This is a genomic window from Vibrio sp. LQ2 (assembly GCF_023920125.1).
Taxonomy (GTDB): Bacteria; Pseudomonadota; Gammaproteobacteria; order Enterobacterales; family Vibrionaceae; genus Vibrio; species Vibrio fluvialis.
Genome location: NZ_CP085308.1, coordinates 867,559 through 883,977, shown reverse-complemented (window position 1 = coordinate 883,977; position 16,419 = coordinate 867,559). Strand labels below are relative to the sequence as shown.

Here is a 16,419-nt window from a genome sequence, read left to right as displayed (position 1 = left end):
TTCGTTACTTGAACCAGCGACGTGAACCTTGCCCGACAAGCAAGATCTTGCTTGCTCAAAGGCAGCTTGTTGCTCTAATGGCAAGGTTTTAAATATAACTAATTGATTTTAAAAGAATGCCAAAGTGGCATCGACTTTGCTCCCTTACTCACTGAATTCGCGCCCAGCGCACTTACATCACGAACGTTTTATCGAATGGCAAAGGTTGTCTTAACACGTTGCCTGATAAACAACCAGTTAGAAAGGAATGAGCAATGCCAACTCCATGTTATATCTCTATCGAAGGTCAAACTCAGGGTCTAATCACTGCAGGCGCTTGTACTGCGGATTCTATCGGCGATTCATTCGTTGAAGGTCACGAAGACGAGATGCTGGTTCAGCAGTTCGACCACATCGTCACCGTACCAACTGACCCACAATCAGGTCAGCCTTCAGGTCAGCGTGTGCACAAACCATTCAAATTCACCGTGTCTCTGAACAAAGCTGTTCCTCTGCTGTACAACGCACTGGCATCAGGCGAGAAAATGACGACTCTTACCGCAAAATCACGTGGGATCACGTGAACGCGGGTACTTCAGGCTCAGACGATTGGCGTAAACCAATCGAAGCGTAAGTTACGCTCGAGCTGCGTTGCCCGTCTCAAGGCGGGCAACCTTGTGAACCTTAAGCACAAAGCATCCAACCCGCACCCTGGCACCCGCTTGGTTTCGGGTGTTTTGCGCTTAAGGTTTCACCATTTTTACTGAGTATGAAGGAATGGCAGGATGGCGACGTTAAAGTATCAGTTTCATGTGGAAGGTCTGGAGGACGACACGCTGGTGGTGCGTGGGTTCGACGGGCAGGAAACGCTTTCCAGCGAACGTATAAATGGGCAGGTATGCCACGGTTTTCGTTATCAACTGGAACTGGCCAGTCGGCTTGCCAATTTAACGCCGGAGATGGTGGTGGATAAAGTCGCGGAGCTGACGCTCTATCGCAATGATGTGCTGGTTCAACGTGTAAACGGCATTGTGCGCTGCTTTACGCAGGGCGATACCGGCCATCACCACACCTTCTATTCACTCACGTTGGTGCCGGCTTTAGAGCGTTTGTCTCTACGCCACAACAGCCGCATCTTCCAACTCAACACCGTGCCGGAAATCCTCTCCATTCTGTTGCAGGAAATGGGCATCAACGACTACGCCTTTGCGCTGACTCGCGACTGCGCGCAGCGTGAATTCTGCGTTCAGTACCGCGAAACCGACTTAGATTTTCTCCATCGCCTGGCGGCCGAAGAAGGGCTGGTGTACAGCTTCATTCATGAAGAGGGCAAACACACGCTGATATTCAGCGACGCCTCAGAAAGCCTACCGAAACTCGGTGAGCCAATCCCGTACAACACGCTGGCGGGCGGCATGATTGAATCACCGTACATCTCGGCGCTGAGCGTGCACACCCAATCGGATGTCAGCCAAACGGCGCTGCAGGATTACAGCTTCAAAAAGCCGGCGTACTCGTTTGCCCAGCAAGCGGTCGGGACCGAAATGGCGTACCAGCAGCCAAATTACGAACATTTCGATGCGCCGGGGCGGTATAAAGACGATGTCAGTGGTAAAGCGTTCAGCCAGATCCGCCTTGATTATTTGCGCCGCAACGCGCACACCGCGACGGGGAAAAGCAACCAACCACTGCTGCGTCCGGGGGTGAAGTTTGACCTGCAAGAGCACCTTGATGACACCTTAAACCGAGACTGGTTGGTGGTGAGTGTCACCAGCCAAGGCACGCAGCCTCAGGCGCTGGAAGAAGCTGGCGGTCATGGCGCGACCACCTACGCGAACCAATTCACATTGATCCCGGCGCATCGCACCTGGCGCGCCACGCCGCAAGCTAAACCTCAGGTTGATGGACCGATGATTGCGATGGTCGTTGGTCCGGAAGGCGAAGAGATCTTCTGTGATGAACACGGCCGCGTAAAACTGCATTTTCCATGGGATCGCTATTCCAACGGTGATGAGCACAGCTCGTGCTGGGTGCGCGTCTCGCAAGGTTGGGCGGGCAGCCAATATGGCATGATTGCCATTCCGCGCATCGGCCATGAAGTGATTGTGTCGTTTCTCAACGGTGACCCCGACCAACCGATAGTCACTGGCCGCACCTATCACGCCACCAACACCGCGCCGTATACGTTGCCAGACAACAAAACTAAAACCGTGCTGCGCACCGAAACCCATCAGGGGCAGGGCTATAACGAACTCAGCTTTGAAGACCAAGCGGGCAGTGAGCAAATTTACTTGCACGCACAGAAAGACTTTGACGGCCTGATTGAAAACGACCACACCCGTGTGATTAAGCACGACAAACACCTCACGGTGGAGAATGACAGCTTTACTCAAATCAAAAACAATCAGCATCTGACGGTGGGTGGAGAAAGCCGTGAATCAGTGACCGGGAATCGAACTCTAATGGTTGAGGGCTCATTGCATGTGAAAACTGGCAGTGTTTGGGTGAATGAATCGGGCACTGAAGTCCATATTAAAGCGGGCCAAAAGGTCGTCATTGAAGCTGGCTCCGAAATCACTGTGAAAGCGGGCGGCAGCTTTGTGAAAGTCGACCCAGCAGGGGTTCATCTATCTGGTGCAGGCGTGAACCTGAACTCGGGCGGTAGCCCGGGCAGTGGCAGTGGTTTCAGTGGCCAAGCTGCCACACTACCGGGCAATTTGGACGATGCGCCGCCACTGGATGCTCCGAAAACGGTTTCTTACCAAGCTTTGTTGCAGGCAGAGGAAGCCAATGTGCCTGCAGTGAAACCTTGTCCACTCGCGGAGGGTAATTCATGATTTCTGAGTGGCTAGACACACAAAGCTTGCCCGTCTTTTGGCTTGCCAAAGCAGACCCTTTTAAACAGGCCGTAAGCGAAAATGGCGGTTTTGCGTTTGAGCATTCCATCCCAATTTTTCATGGGGATATGTTTGCCAATGCGATGCCATTGTCACCTTGGTTGGTGCCTGTCGATGAATCCTTGGCTGAGGTTTCTAAAGATACGTTGCAGCAGGGGTTGTTCTTCACATCGTCGGCCGATCTTCAGGAGCTGACCGACCATTTGCGTAGTTTGTTGACCGCAGGGTTGGATGGTGAAGAAGTGGTATTTCGCTTTTACGATCCGAAAGTGTTACTGCCAATGCTTACGGTAATGGACGAGAGCGATCTCAACGCGCTATTCGGCAACATCAAGGAATTGATTGCTTTTCATACCGAAACAGACCAATTGCAAACCTGGTCGTCAACCCGAGTGACGCCGTTCGAATTGCAACCTGCGCCTTGGTGGCGAATGAAAGAGGCACATCTTAAGCCATTGTACTCCACTCAAACTCATGCCGTGATTTTAGAAAAGCGATTCTGGGAAGTGTTGCCCGAATCGATGGAAGCGCTTGACCAACCCGTGGAGACCATCAAACAGACATTGGTTCAGGCTCAATCGCAAGGATTTAACCCAGAACAATGGGAACTGGCAGTGTTGAACATGCTGGTTCAACGTACTCCGGTGTCGATGGCGGAAGTAGGCCTCGCTTTTCACTTATCTAATCCAGAACAAGAACAGTTATTGAATATTCAGGAGAAATTTGTATGAGCAGTACAGGAACCAACGCTTATTGCTTACCATGCCAACAGTTAACTCACTGGATTGAAATTCTTGTTCGAGATGAAAATAATCAACCATTCTCGGGGGTGACTGGTGTAGTGGTTGACTCCAATCAAGTTGAACATCCTGTCGAACTGAGTGATGCGCCCATTTTGATTGAGCAGCTACCGCCCGGCCCGGTACAACTGGTTTTAGACGCAGAGCCATGGATTCTCGAAGCTCAAGCAGAGACTCATCCGAGAAATAACACGGATAAACCGACCAAAGACTTTGCCGATGGTTATAGCGGTCACAATGGTGGCCCTGTGAAATATGCAGAAATCACCACTGGCGATCTCACGCTGTTACCCGAGAAAGTAACGCTGCCGCCTTACCACCAAAAAGGGCAAGGTGACGCAGTCAAATTGGTTGTTGATAAAACGTATGTTCTTCAGGTCAGAGCGTACAAGTTCATCACTTTGCGTGTCGGCATGTTCTTTGATGGCACTGCCAACAATACCTATGGTGCGAAATGGGGTAAGCAGGAACTGGAAAAATACTATTCCACTTGGAAGGCAAAATACGAAGCAGACTGCGACATTCTTTCCAGAAAAACCGGTTACCCCAAAAATGCTATACCAGAAGTACTGCTTTCTGATGACTGTTTTGCGTATCCTAAGAAAGATAACTTCTTTATTTCATTGTTTAAAAACGATGACGGGGAAATCGAAACCGTGGAAGGCAGTGCCACCAATGAGCTCACTAATGTTCAGAAGTTATATGATTTGTATGCATATAATACATATTTTAAAGAAATCAGGACGTTTTCTCATGCGCAATACGTAACAGGAATTGGAACAGGCAACAGCACAAATATATCTCCAGCGGATGAATCTCTGATTGGGCAAGGACTTGGAACAGGCAAGTATGGTGTAACGGCTAAAGTCTCCACAGGTATTGATCAACTTTCAAAAAGTATGGAAGACGTGGCTTCCGACATTCGTAGCCAAGCTGGTCCTGATATAGATGGAATTAGTAAGTTACAATTCGATGTTTTTGGTTTCAGCCGAGGGGCTGCTGCTGCTAGGCATTTCGTAAATGTCGTTTTGGATGGTAAACATGGAGAGTTTGCACCTGCTTTTTCAAAAGCATGTGATAAATCAGGGTTAGCATTAAAGTTTGGATTTGATTGGAACGAAAAAGATGAGCGCAAGGCAAGTTGTGAAATCAGCTTTGCTGGGCTATTTGATACTGTTGCTTCTGTTGTTGATCTTTTGTCGTTTGATTTCTCAACGCATACTGACAATGGTGATGTGCGACTCTGGCTCGATCCTGAGCGCGTAAGACGTGTCGTACACCTAACCGCTGACCCAACTATTGAATGCCGTGACAACTTTAGTTTGAATCATCTCAACTCGAGAGATGAACAACACTTTTATGAATTTGTGTTGCCAGGTGCACACTCAGATATTGGTGGTGGCTATCATTCGCGACAAAGTTTTATTCGAAGAGATTTTTTGCTCCCAATGTTTGAGAATAAGTTGGTAAAGAAAATCAGCAGATCTTTTTCTGGTGACTGGGAGAAAGATAGAGTTAAGAAATATATAAGTTCTAAGTTGATGGAATATAAGGAAAGAGATCTGTTAACCGGATGGAATGAGAGCGACTATTCTGAACCAGAATTTGAGGTAATAAATAGAGGAAATGACAAGGATAGTGGAACGGTAATTGGTCGTCTTTATATCAAACGCTTTGTTTCAGGTGATCTGTCTAGGCTTTATCTTCGCTTAATGTACGGATTGTCAGAATTTCATGGTGTTCCATTTAATGATAGGGATGGAAAGGTTTGGTCTGATTCAGTACGAAATGAGAACCAATATACAGTACAAGATATTGATGTGATTAGTTTCAGGATGTTGAATGACGAAATATTAGAATCTGCTAAATGTGGAGATTATGACTTTTTGTCCAAAAAACTGAGTGACAAAAAACTTAAAGATGCATTCATGAAAATGAACTTGTACCATCATTCATCGGGCGGCGATATTGGTATGGCACCTCTTTGGGATGAAAAACAGAATTGTTACAAACGGGCCAGTTATGAATGTGAAAAAGGGAAATAATTTGAATTATAAAAATATAATTACATCTGTACTATCACTTTTATTGATTGCTTGTGCTTCGGATGCTTCGCCAGTACCTGGAAAACAGTGGCAAGTTGGCGTTGTTATGCCTTCATTCTATCCAGTAAATGTCACTCAGGCTTATGGTGTGAATGAAGAAGAAGATTGGACTGTAATGCTGCATAATTTTACGCAGTTTATGACGAGAAGCGAATTAAGTAATGCGCGTGAAAAACTACCAGACTATGACGGATACGGACTACCGTTGCATTCAATAAGCATAGTACGACGCGACCAAATTGGTGGTACAACCCATTTACCAGACTACATTTATATTTATTGGGCATCTTTGGTAAATACTAAATTTTACGTAACAAAATATGAACTTGACGAGTCAGTTAAACGGCTGATGTCTATCAATCTTAGTTATACGCTTGAAAGTGGCTTTGTTATTCATGATTGTTTTCGTAAGGAATTAGTTTTTGGCTTACTGCCTAATGGAAATGCAAAAATTTGGCTCAAAGGATGTGATGAAATGATTTATGTTAAAGAGCTACCACCAGACAGAGTTCTTGAACATGATAGTAATGGGATGAGAGCTGATGACTATAAAAATAGTTCCTTATTGGCTGAGGTTAAAGAAAGAGCAGAGATCGAAGGCGTTTCTATTGACCCGATTCCATGGGACAAAGTGAACAAAGTTTATACTTTAGAAAAAGTAAAGACTTTAGATGAAGCTCTGAGTGCTAGCCATCAATAAAAAGCTACCGAAAACGCCCAGCCCACAGCTGGGCGTTTTCTTATCTGACGATAATCTGTTAGAGACACAAATCACACTTTACGGTATAAGTTAACCACTTGTGATTTTTCAGGGATTGATATGTACATACAGAACATTGAAGCGTTTCTTATCGCCATTACTATTCTCACTTTAACGCCCGGCCTTGATACTGCGCTGGTAATTCGCAACACCTCCCGAGCGGGGATGGTGGATGGCTGTGTGACCAGCCTTGGTATTTGTGCTGGCTTATTCGTGCACGCAACTTTTTCCGCGATTGGTATTTCTGCGATCCTGACTCAGTCGGCTGAGCTGTTCCACTTTATGAAAATGATTGGTGCGGCGTATCTGATTTGGCTGGGTATCTCTAGTTTACGTACCTTGTTGAAAACTGGGCAGGGTATGAATGTGGCGACTTTGTCTCATTCACAGCTCAGCGTTAAGCGTTCTCTGCGTGAAGGTTTCCTGTCTAATGTTCTTAACCCTAAAACGGCCGTCTTCTACCTCGCGTTTTTGCCACAGTTTATTAATCCTGAGCATTCTCCTTTAATGCAGTCTTTGCTCATGGCAGGAATTCATTTTGTGATCGCGATGGTTTGGCAATGTGGCCTTGCTGGCGCGCTAAGCTCAGCCAAGAATCTTTTGAAGAACGCATCTTTTATGCGTTGGATGGAAGGGACAACGGGCTTTGTTTTAGTCGCGCTGGGTTTAAAGCTGTTGCTCGAAAAAGAAACTGTTTAAGAAAAAAGCGCCCATCGGGCGCTTTTTTCTTATCTTGATTGCTGTGCATGTAACGCGGGTTGAACTTCATTCACGGCATTAGCAAAGAACTGTTTAGTCTCTTCTACCACGATGTGACGCAGCGCAATCAGACCAATCAGGTTCGGAATTGCCATCAAACCATTCACAATATCCGCAATGACCCAGATCATATCCAGTTTCAGGAATGCACCTGAAGCAACCAGAACAATAAATACCAGTTTGTATGGCAATACGGCTTTAGTGCCGAACAGAAACACGATGCAACGTTCGCCGTAGTAGTTCCAGCCAAGAATGGTGGTAAAAGCAAAGAACATCAGGCCGATAGAGACCAGCATTGGACCAATTGTTTCTGCGTTCAGACCAACGGCAAAAGCATATGTTGTCATGGCCGCGCCGGAGAAATCACTTTGCCATGCGCCGGTCAGAATTAATGCCAGGCCAGTCATCGTGCAGATGATGATGGTATCGAAGAATGTACCTGTCATCGAGATCAGGCCTTGCTTCACACAAGAATCGGTTTTTGCTGCGGCGGCGGCCATTGGCGCGCTGCCGAGGCCAGACTCGTTGGAAAAGACACCGCGTGCAATACCAGATTGGATCGCCAACATAATGCTCGCACCTAGGAAACCACCCGTCGCTGCAGAGGAACTAAAGGCGGAAGTCAGAACCAACTCCACTGCATTCATCAGTTGGTCAGCGTTTGTCACGATCACACTTAAACAAGCCACGATGTAGAACAGCGCCATAGCTGGTACCACTTTACCAGCAACTTTTGCAATTGACTGAATTCCGCCGATGGTGACGAAGGCAACCAGCAGTGTCAGTACGACAGCGGAGACTTCGCGAGAGACACCGAATGAAATCTCTGTCGCATCAATGATGGCGTTAACTTGTGGGAAGGTACCGATACCAAAGCAGGCAACACCCAGAGCGAAAACAGCAAACATGATAGCCAGCGCTTTAGATCCGACACCGTATTGCAGGTAGTACATCGGGCCGCCGACCATCTGGCCTTTATCATCGACTTTACGGTATTTCACCGCCAGCAGACATTCGGCGTATTTGGTTGCCATACCAAACAGCGCTGCCAGCCACATCCAGAAGAGCGCACCTGGACCTCCCAGTTTGATGGCGGTTGCCACGCCGACAATGTTGCCGGTACCGATCGTTGCCGATAGTGCGGTACACAGCGCCGCAAAGCTCGATACGTCACCTTGTTTGTCGGCAGATTTATCGCGGCTGAATACCATTTTCAGTGCTGTTGGCAGGTGACGGAATTGCAGCAGACCCAAACGAAAAGTGAAATACACGCCAGTGCCGACGAGCAGAATGAGTAGTGGTGGGCCCCAAACGAAGCTATCAATAGTTTGTAAAAATGAAAGAAGGTTGGTCATGTTTTCCCCTTAATAAACAACATCTAAGGAGAAGAGGGAAAGGGCGGATCAAAAAATGGATCAAACAGTAAATAGCCAAAAGCTATTTACAATACGGGTTACCTTTCACTCCTCTGTCCTTTTGCCTGAGAGTTTCACTCCGCTTAGTGGATAAGCAGAACTTGCTCCTTCGGCGACCGATTGAACGGTTCTCTCCAGAGGTTCCTCCAACTACAGTCCTCGCTAATTCTTCTTTGGGAAGAATAAAGCACCTGAAAGATTTACTTCTTCGGCGGGTATGTTTGCCTATTTTGTTAAAAATAGGTTAACAACCTCTCTCCTGCAGTCTTCAACGGAACAATTACCTGTATAATCAGGTAATTTGCTTTGCGATACTAACCAAAACAAAGTGTGATGTCATCTACAAAATCAATCGAAGTCAGAAATCTTCCCTAAGATGTGGAGGAATAAACTTTTCTCTGACCTTTCATACGGTATAAGTGGTATAAAATAGAGCGTTATAAAGGGAGCGAGCCATGATCAGACTGATAACCATTGGATTATTGATTGTGCTGGCATACTTTCTGATCCGTTATCGAACCAGTGAGAAAGTTCAGAAAGGTGTGGTGATGACTCTGGGGGCGGCGTTTGTGATTTACATTGTCTCTGTGGTCGTTGCTGAATTATTTCGCTGATGTTGATTTAGGAGTAAAACTTGAACCAGAAACAGTTAGACGATAACGAAGATGTAGTTGTCATTGAAGAGCGCGATAAGCGCAGTTATCTCTATATTGGTATCGCAGCCGTGTTGGGTTTGGCTCTTGGTGGCTTGATTGGCTCATCGGTCACCGCGTCGAAATGGGAAAAAGCCTATCAGACGTTGGAAACACAATATCAGCAATCGAAGAGTGATGATTCGGCTCAGCAGGCCGACGCTGAGCAGCAAACCATCGCTATGAACAGCGAGTGGGAAAATAAGCTTCAAGCAGCGCTTAATGAACAGACGGAACAACACAAAACCAACCTGAGTAAATTGGAAAAGCAGATCACTGAGCTGGAAAAAGTGAATGCGACGCTGGAGAGCGAGTTATCCGAACAGAAAGATGCGCTGGCAGCGGCTGATGCCAAGAATAGCAAGCTGAATCGTCAGGCTGATATGCAAGCGACCATGTTTGAGCGCTCTCGTGAACTATTCCAGAAAGAGCTGAAAATTAAGCAAGAGATGGAAGCGATGCAGAAGGAGCGTGATGCGCTGGTTCCTCAAGTCAAATCGCTTAAGAAAGAGTGTGATATCTATCTGGAAGGCAAATCCTGGGACGCTAAATCGGATGCTTGTGATAAACAAGATGAAGCGAACTCACGTATCAGTCAGCTGGACCAGATGATTCGGGTCCATCAGATGGATCTGGAACAGATAAAATCGTTGTCCGAAGAAATCGGCCTGTAAAAAGCAAAAATAGCTCATCGTTGATGAGCTATTTTTTTATAAGCGACGTAAGGCGGTGAAAGTTTTTGCCTCGTACTAAGGTCTAAGGCAGACAAGAGGCAATCAGTAAGAGAGGGCAGCTATGCTGAGTTGGAAAGACATTCTTGAATTTGCAAATCATGGGAATTTGCAACCAACGCGTCGCGTTGAAAAAACGGCGCAGGAGTGGCAAAAAGAACTGACCGAAGAGCAATATTACGTCACGCGTGAACACGGAACGGAACGACCATTTTCTTCAGAAATGTGCAGCTTGTTTGAACCGGGCATCTATCACTGTGTGTGCTGTAAAACCGTGCTGTTTGATTCGAATACCAAGTACGATTCGCATACAGGCTGGCCTTCATTCTCTCAACCCGTGAAAAGCAACGCGATTTCGTATCATATCGACACTAAACTGGCGACGCCGAGAGTCGAGGTGCTCTGCAACAGTTGTGACGCACATCTTGGCCATGTCTTTCCTGATGGTCCACCGCCGAGCGGGCTGCGTTATTGTGTTAACTCGATTGCGATAGAAAAGCAGCGCGATTAATCGCATTCTTCCAAATGTAAAAAATCCAGCCCAAGGGCTGGATTTTCTTTACTTCGTGGCGATGTAATCAGTCGCGGAAGTTATTGTATTGGAATGGTTGTTCCAAGTCACTGTCACGTAGCAGAGCGATGACTGTTTGTAGATCATCGCGTTTTTTACCTGTTACACGCACTTTGTCGCCTTGAATCGACGCCTGAACTTTCAGCTTGGCATCTTTGATCATTTTCACGACTTTTTTCGCCAGATCGGTTTCAATACCCTGAACGAAAACGACATCTTTGTACCAGTTTTTACCTGAATGAACGGAAGCTTTCACGTCCATAGAACGAGGATCCACACCACGTTTCGCCAGGTTGTTCCGCAGAATGTCCATCAGCTGTTGCAGTTGGAAGTCACCTTCAGCAGCCAATTTTACTGTTTCTTCTTTCAGCTCGAAGCTGGCTTCTACGTTGCGAAAATCGAAACGAGTGGCCAACTCACGGTTGGAGTTATCAACCGCGTTACGGACTTCTACAACGTCGATTTCAGAAACAATATCAAAAGAAGGCATCTTAATGTTTTCCTTATGGTTAACTTGCGCGGCGTACTTTAATCGATTGAGCCAGCATATCAAGCATTGTTGCTGTATCTTCCCAACTCAGGCACGGATCGGTGATCGATTGACCATAAGTCAGGTTGTTCAGATCATGCATCGGCTGATTACCTTCAAGAATGAAGCTTTCTGCCATGACGCCCGCCACTTTGTGACTGCCAGATTCAATCTGCTGACAAATATCTTTGGCGACATCCAATTGCTTGCGGTGTTGCTTTTCGCAGTTGGCGTGGCTGAAATCCACCACCAAACGCTCTGGAAGATCAAACTCTGCCAGTTTAGCACAGGCCGCATCAACCGACGCGGCATCAAAGTTTGGTCCGGTATCGCCGCCACGCAGAATGACGTGCCCGAATGGGTTTCCGCTGGTGCGGTACACCGTCATACGGCCATTTTTATCTGGTGAATAGAAGTAGTGTGAAGCTTTGGATGCGCGAATTGCATCAATGGCGATTTTAACATTGCCGTTGGTACCGTTTTTGAAACCAACCGGGCAAGAAAGCGCGGAGGCCATTTCGCGGTGAATCTGAGATTCGGTTGTTCGTGCACCAATTGCGCCCCAGGTGATCAGGTCAGCGATGTACTGACCCGTAATCATATCTAAAAATTCTGTCGCGGTAGCCAGACCAAGCTTGTTGATATCAAGCAGCAGTTGACGAGCTTTATTCAGGCCCGTTTCCAGTGCATAAGAACCGTCTAGGTTCGGGTCTGTGATCAGGCCTTTCCAGCCGACAACCGTACGCGGTTTTTCGAAGTAAGTACGCATAACGATAAACAGCTCGTTCGCGTATTGATCCTGAATGGCACTTAAGCGGCGCGCGTAATCCATCGCAGCGATGGTATCGTGTACAGAACATGGGCCGACGATCACCAACAGGCGGTCATCTTCTCCGGTCAGAATGCGCTCGATTTGACGTCGAGAGTTAGCAATACGTTCTGCAACTTCATCCGTGATGGGATGGGCGTGGCTAAGTTCTGCCGGTGTAGGCATTGGGCCCAATGCTTGGGTTCTTAATTCATCTGTTTTTAATGGCATAGGATAGCCTGTCCTTTTATTGCGAGGCCCTAAAGATAACGAATTTACCTACTAGAATAAACTGTTAAGCAAAAAAGGAATTTTTCGTAAAGTGTAAAGTGAAAATTTATGCAAAATAAATTCATAAATATTGATTTTTGGCTTGTTTTTCTGGAGTTCTCTCGGTATTTTCGACATAAACATCATAATGATAATCGGAGCAGTAATGAGTTTAGAACATAACGCCACCATTCATGAACAGTTGGCTCTCGGAAACACCTTGCCAAAGGCGATGGCACAAGCACCGAGTTCTTATTTGTTTGTCTCTCTTTCTGAGCTCATTGCGGAAAGTGTGTTTTATCATCCGGCTTTGGTGAGTGGCACAGACCAACTGTCAGAATTGGAAAAAAGTTCACTGGATGCCATGTTAGGTGGCATTCCGCTGGAGCAGCACTTTGTTGCAACCTTGGTTACGCAAATCGAACAGGCCATTGAACCGCATCATCAATCGGTTCGCGTGTGCTTGAGTTGTGCCGATAGTTACGGCTATCAGACTCTGCTGGGCGGCTCTCTGGAGGCTGATGAAGTCAACCCGGCAATGGGGTTGAGAGGGGTTTCGCGTTATGCTTCTGAGTCTTACTCTGCAGCATTTGCACTTGAGTGTGAAGTGATTAAACAATTTCGGTCGAAAGGGTTGGATATTGAAATTGTGGTGCCGTTTGTCCGCACACTGAGTGATGCAGCCACGATTATTGACCGTTTGGCAGTCCAGGGCTTACCGCGTGGCTTGAACGGCCTGAAGGTACTTTACGTTTGTAATGTGCCGTCCAGCGTTATGGTCGCGGATCGCCTGCTGCACTATTTCGACGGTGTTGTTTTAGATTGGGAATCGTTGGCGCAGTTTACGCTTGGCATCGACAAGCTGAACCCGTCGCTGGAATACCTCTACAACCCGGACAGCGAAGCGATTACTCAACTGGCGGATATTGCGATTAAAGCTGCGCAACAAGCTAAGAAGCCGGTATTAGTGGTCACACAATCACTTGAACAGTACCCGAAACTGCAAAACTACTTATTGGAAAACGCTCAGGCGGAAGCCATCTTCAACTTCTGAAGTTAAGCAATGCAAAAGCCAGCCAATAAGAAGGCTGGCTTCTTGTTTTCTGTAACATCTCATTGACAATTCAAATGCGGTCTAGTCAACTGGTCTGACAACTATAAAATAAGGTCTGGCCTATGCTCTCCGCACTCACAAAAGCGAATTTTTACCTTAATTACTTTGGCTTAATGAAAGTTCCACTCATCTGGTACTGCCGGCCAAAACTCATCACGCTCAATGACCAATCGGTTGTGGTCCGTATACCGCTGAAGCGTCGTAACAAGAATCACCTCAATAGCATGTATTTTGGTGTTCTCGCGGTCGGTGCAGACGTTGCCGGTGGTTTTATGGCGATGCAGAAAGCGCAACAGCGTGGCGAGCGAGTCTCACTGGCATTCAAAGCGGTGAAAGGTGAATTTCTAAAACGTCCGGAAGCGGATGTGTATTTTCATTGTGATGAAGGTGAGGCCATCGATGCGATGCTCGATGAAACCATTCAAACCGGGGAGCGGGTAAACAAAGCGGTAAAAATTACCGCCACTTGCCCATCACTGCATGGTGATGAACCGATGGCGGAATTCTGGCTCACGCTGTCGCTGAAATGCTCGAAGCGTTAACTCAGGTCGATGGATTCGATATCCACGATCTTGCTTCGGTTTAGCACGATTTTCCAACGGTAATAGCGTGGTTTACTTTTGTGATTTTTCTCTTTAACGATCAGATTAATCAAGTGACGCTTTTCTACCGATTCGCGGCTGACTTGTCCGTTATTGAGCTGATAAATCCGGTTTGAGCCTTTATCCATCAAGCGGGTTAAAGTCCGAAGATCAATCAACATGCTTTCGCGAGTGGCTTCATAGCCACTCATAAATCGCGATGTGGTCATCTCGGTTTCTGAGCGGTAATGGAGAATCTGCTCTTCGCGCTGCACAACACGCTTCTTTCGAATGTTCTGAATGCTGTCGGGTAAATTGCTCAGGCTTTTATAATCCAACCATTCATCTTTCTGACCGACTTGCTTACCCGTACTGGGATCGAAATAGCGACGGCGCCACTTTGGTTTGCCCTTGCGGATCCAGCGCCACAACATGTCGCGCAAGTCATCTTTAAAAATTTCCCGCAATGCATAAATAAATGACATCGCGATGATGAAAGAAGCGGTGATTTCTCCCCAGTAGTCACGTGCGGAAATTGCCGTGATGGTCACCACCACCATGACCAAACCGGTCGCAATCCCTTTCACGGCCCGTTTCATATTTTTGCCGAGGGAGGTGATTTTCTCGTTGAGAATGATTGGGTGCTCAATCAGACGGCGCAGCAGACGCATTTTGTTGCTGAGTCTGGTGATGTCGTTATCGGCTTTATCTGAGTTATAGTGGTTCAAGGCACGATGTGCCTGTTCTTTTTCCACCAGCGTGATCAAGCGTTCTTTGATGGTTTTATATTCGTTATCGCGTGTGAGGTTCGACACCATCGAAAGGAACTTCTGCTCGGTGTACCACGAAAGGTAGTTGTCGATGTTGGCGTAGTAACGTTTAAGCGTTTCTTCATAAGGGATTGTTCTGCGCAGGCGCTTGAGAATATCCAAAGCCAACTCTATAACCGTATCCACCTCTTCAGAGGTGACGCTGTCACTCGTGTTGTTGAGCTGATTGACGGCCTTATCGAGTGCAATAACGTATTGATAAGCAAACAAACTTAAGCTGACCCGGTATTGGGTAGAAGAGAGTCGGCCGCGCTGCGCCAGTCGGCTGTGCACCAGTGGCAACAGAATCTGGTCACTGTAATAGGAACGCTTTTGATGGATAGAACTGTAAAAAAACTCAGACTCTGATATCACTTCCGGTGTCAGTCCCAACTCCCCGGGGATAAACAGATACATATCAAGATCGAGCTTTTTACTGTCGGACATCTCCGACGAAATCTTTAGGGTGACGGCATCTTGCTTATCGACAGTGATCAACGAAAACTCCTGAAAAAATTGCTTAATTTTCTCTGTTGAATGGGGGAAAGCATAACAGAGATCACGTATAATCTCTGCAAATTTGATGTGAGACAGTTTTAAATGATTAACGTTGGTCAGATTAACAATCTAGAAGTCGTAAAAATTACCGATTTTGGTGTCTTCCTGGACGCCGGGGAGTTTGGTACGACGTTACTGCCAAAACGATTTGCACCAGAAGGTGTGGAACTGGGACACTTTGTTGATGTGTTCCTGTACTTTGATTCAGAAAACCAACTGGCGGCAACGACAGAAACGCCAATCGCCAAAGTGGGTGAATGGGGCCTGATGAAAATTGAAGGCGTTAACACCACGGGTGCTTTCGTCAACTGGGGAATCAAAGACAAAGATTTGCTTGTGCCTTACAGTGAACAACGTGCACGTTTTGCTGCGGGTCAGAACATTCTGGTTTACGTGTACACCGATAAAGCGTCGGGCCGTATTGTGGGAACAACGAAGTTCAACAAACTGCTGGATAAAACGCCAGCGAAGTACGCGCAAAATGAACAGGTTGATTTGATCATCGCTGAACGCTCGGACCTTGGCTACAAAGCGATCATCAATGGACAGCATTGGGGCATGATTTTCCCATCCGATGTATTTGGTAAGCTTTTCATCGGTAAGAAGCTGAAAGGTTACATCAAGAATATTCGTGAAGATGGCAAAATCGATCTGGCGCTGCAGAAAGTGGGCGTAGCGAAGATGGATGATCTGAGCGAGAAAATTCTGGAAACGTTGCAGAAGAAAGGCGGCTTCCTTCCGCTGAGTGACAAATCGACTCCGGAAGCAATTTTCGCAACTTTCCGTACCAGTAAAGGCACGTTTAAGAAGACTATTGGCGGTCTGTTCAAACAGGGCAAAATCCTGATTGAAAAAGACGGCATTCGCCTGGCTGAATAATCCACAAAAAAAAGGCCAGAAACGTAAGGCGTTTCGGGCCTAGGGGAATGGCTCCAAAGAGCCTGCGCTAATAGAATTGAGTCTGAGACTGCTTAACGTTAAGTGTAGTACAGACTCATTTTTTCGCGACAAGCAGCCAGCATTTCATGCTGGCGTTTAGCG

15 protein-coding genes, 1 pseudogene and 1 riboswitch are annotated in these 16,419 nt (G+C 46.7%); of the genes and pseudogenes, 12 read left to right on the top strand and 4 right to left on the bottom strand.

Annotated elements, in window-relative coordinates:
• Positions 1 to 254 precede the first annotated feature (254 nt).
• From tssD to LGV68_RS04160, 6 genes and pseudogenes are all read left to right on the top strand, one after another.
• Positions 255 to 613 (top strand): annotated as a pseudogene (tssD, locus tag LGV68_RS04185) (type VI secretion system tube protein TssD).
• 151 nt (positions 614 to 764) lie between these two features.
• Positions 765 to 2,816, top strand: a complete 2,052-nt coding sequence (gene tssI, locus LGV68_RS04180; protein WP_252536321.1) for a type VI secretion system tip protein VgrG — start codon at positions 765 to 767, stop codon at positions 2,814 to 2,816.
• Positions 2,813 to 3,607 (top strand): DUF4123 domain-containing protein, encoded by a 795-nt coding sequence (locus LGV68_RS04175; protein ID WP_252536314.1) that lies wholly within the window; start codon positions 2,813 to 2,815, stop codon positions 3,605 to 3,607. The genes tssI and LGV68_RS04175 overlap by 4 nt, the downstream gene beginning before the upstream one ends.
• On the top strand, positions 3,604 to 5,721 hold the full coding sequence (locus tag LGV68_RS04170; RefSeq protein WP_020331123.1) for a DUF2235 domain-containing protein: 2,118 nt from the start codon (positions 3,604 to 3,606) through the stop codon (positions 5,719 to 5,721). Before LGV68_RS04175 ends, LGV68_RS04170 begins: the two co-directional genes overlap by 4 nt.
• On the top strand, positions 5,699 to 6,481 hold the full coding sequence (locus LGV68_RS04165) for a DUF2931 family protein (protein ID WP_062789254.1): 783 nt from the start codon (positions 5,699 to 5,701) through the stop codon (positions 6,479 to 6,481). Before LGV68_RS04170 ends, LGV68_RS04165 begins: the two co-directional genes overlap by 23 nt.
• A gap of 120 nt (positions 6,482 to 6,601) precedes the next feature.
• Positions 6,602 to 7,240 carry a LysE family translocator gene (locus LGV68_RS04160; RefSeq protein WP_020331121.1) on the top strand — a complete coding sequence of 213 codons (639 nt, stop codon included), beginning with the start codon at positions 6,602 to 6,604 and terminating at the stop codon, positions 7,238 to 7,240.
• 29 nt (positions 7,241 to 7,269) lie between these two features.
• On the opposite strand, the gene LGV68_RS04155 is transcribed toward LGV68_RS04160, so the two are convergent.
• Positions 7,270 to 8,655, bottom strand: a complete 1,386-nt coding sequence (locus LGV68_RS04155; RefSeq protein WP_020331120.1) for a sodium:alanine symporter family protein — start codon at positions 8,653 to 8,655, stop codon at positions 7,270 to 7,272.
• A gap of 103 nt (positions 8,656 to 8,758) precedes the next feature.
• Positions 8,759 to 8,863: riboswitch (glycine riboswitch) on the bottom strand.
• 307 nt (positions 8,864 to 9,170) lie between these two features.
• Between LGV68_RS04155 and LGV68_RS04150 the strand changes: the two genes are divergently transcribed.
• The 3 genes from LGV68_RS04150 to msrB all read left to right on the top strand — a co-directional run bounded on the left by LGV68_RS04150 (position 9,171) and on the right by msrB (position 10,649).
• Positions 9,171 to 9,329: a hypothetical protein gene (locus LGV68_RS04150; protein ID WP_020331119.1), complete on the top strand. Its 159-nt coding sequence runs from the start codon at positions 9,171 to 9,173 to the stop codon at positions 9,327 to 9,329.
• Between the two features lie 20 nt (positions 9,330 to 9,349).
• On the top strand, positions 9,350 to 10,081 hold the full coding sequence (locus LGV68_RS04145; protein ID WP_020331118.1) for a hypothetical protein: 732 nt from the start codon (positions 9,350 to 9,352) through the stop codon (positions 10,079 to 10,081).
• A gap of 121 nt (positions 10,082 to 10,202) precedes the next feature.
• A complete protein-coding gene (gene msrB / locus LGV68_RS04140; RefSeq protein ID WP_222747610.1) occupies positions 10,203 to 10,649 on the top strand; it encodes a peptide-methionine (R)-S-oxide reductase MsrB in 447 nt (148 codons plus the stop codon).
• A 67-nt stretch (positions 10,650 to 10,716) separates the two neighbouring features.
• Here the strand turns inward: msrB and LGV68_RS04135 are convergent, their stop codons facing one another.
• Positions 10,717 to 11,199 (bottom strand): YajQ family cyclic di-GMP-binding protein, encoded by a 483-nt coding sequence (locus tag LGV68_RS04135; RefSeq protein WP_020331114.1) that lies wholly within the window; start codon positions 11,197 to 11,199, stop codon positions 10,717 to 10,719.
• A 19-nt stretch (positions 11,200 to 11,218) separates the two neighbouring features.
• Positions 11,219 to 12,277 (bottom strand): 3-deoxy-7-phosphoheptulonate synthase, encoded by a 1,059-nt coding sequence (locus LGV68_RS04130; RefSeq protein ID WP_020331113.1) that lies wholly within the window; start codon positions 12,275 to 12,277, stop codon positions 11,219 to 11,221.
• 205 nt (positions 12,278 to 12,482) lie between these two features.
• Between LGV68_RS04130 and LGV68_RS04125 the strand changes: the two genes are divergently transcribed.
• Positions 12,483 to 13,370 carry a putative PEP-binding protein gene (locus LGV68_RS04125; protein WP_222746461.1) on the top strand — a complete coding sequence of 296 codons (888 nt, stop codon included), beginning with the start codon at positions 12,483 to 12,485 and terminating at the stop codon, positions 13,368 to 13,370.
• A gap of 122 nt (positions 13,371 to 13,492) precedes the next feature.
• Complete coding sequence (locus LGV68_RS04120) at positions 13,493 to 13,972, top strand: DUF4442 domain-containing protein (protein WP_020331111.1); 480 nt, start codon at positions 13,493 to 13,495, stop codon at positions 13,970 to 13,972.
• Here LGV68_RS04120 and LGV68_RS04115 read toward each other — a convergent pair.
• The gene (locus tag LGV68_RS04115; RefSeq protein ID WP_024374830.1) at positions 13,969 to 15,318 is read right to left on the bottom strand and encodes a hypothetical protein; all 1,350 of its coding nucleotides are present in this window, start codon (positions 15,316 to 15,318) and stop codon (positions 13,969 to 13,971) included. The genes LGV68_RS04120 and LGV68_RS04115 overlap by 4 nt on opposite strands.
• 102 nt (positions 15,319 to 15,420) lie before the next feature.
• On the opposite strand from LGV68_RS04115, the gene LGV68_RS04110 reads away from it, so the two are divergent.
• Positions 15,421 to 16,257, top strand: a complete 837-nt coding sequence (locus tag LGV68_RS04110; RefSeq protein ID WP_032080168.1) for a S1-like domain-containing RNA-binding protein — start codon at positions 15,421 to 15,423, stop codon at positions 16,255 to 16,257.
• Positions 16,258 to 16,419 lie beyond the last annotated feature (162 nt).

Coding starts and splice junctions, on each gene's coding strand:
- msrB (WP_222747610.1), top strand. CDS start 10,203: ATGCTGAGTTGGAAAGACATTCTTGAATTTGCAAATCATGGGAATTTG.
- LGV68_RS04175 (WP_252536314.1), top strand. CDS start 2,813: ATGATTTCTGAGTGGCTAGACACACAAAGCTTGCCCGTCTTTTGGCTT.
- LGV68_RS04165 (WP_062789254.1), top strand. CDS start 5,699: ATGAATGTGAAAAAGGGAAATAATTTGAATTATAAAAATATAATTACA.
- LGV68_RS04150 (WP_020331119.1), top strand. CDS start 9,171: ATGATCAGACTGATAACCATTGGATTATTGATTGTGCTGGCATACTTT.
- LGV68_RS04170 (WP_020331123.1), top strand. CDS start 3,604: ATGAGCAGTACAGGAACCAACGCTTATTGCTTACCATGCCAACAGTTA.
- LGV68_RS04110 (WP_032080168.1), top strand. CDS start 15,421: ATGATTAACGTTGGTCAGATTAACAATCTAGAAGTCGTAAAAATTACC.
- LGV68_RS04120 (WP_020331111.1), top strand. CDS start 13,493: ATGCTCTCCGCACTCACAAAAGCGAATTTTTACCTTAATTACTTTGGC.
- LGV68_RS04160 (WP_020331121.1), top strand. CDS start 6,602: ATGTACATACAGAACATTGAAGCGTTTCTTATCGCCATTACTATTCTC.
- tssI (WP_252536321.1), top strand. CDS start 765: ATGGCGACGTTAAAGTATCAGTTTCATGTGGAAGGTCTGGAGGACGAC.
- LGV68_RS04155 (WP_020331120.1), bottom strand. CDS start 8,655: ATGACCAACCTTCTTTCATTTTTACAAACTATTGATAGCTTCGTTTGG.
- LGV68_RS04135 (WP_020331114.1), bottom strand. CDS start 11,199: ATGCCTTCTTTTGATATTGTTTCTGAAATCGACGTTGTAGAAGTCCGT.
- LGV68_RS04130 (WP_020331113.1), bottom strand. CDS start 12,277: ATGCCATTAAAAACAGATGAATTAAGAACCCAAGCATTGGGCCCAATG.
- LGV68_RS04125 (WP_222746461.1), top strand. CDS start 12,483: ATGAGTTTAGAACATAACGCCACCATTCATGAACAGTTGGCTCTCGGA.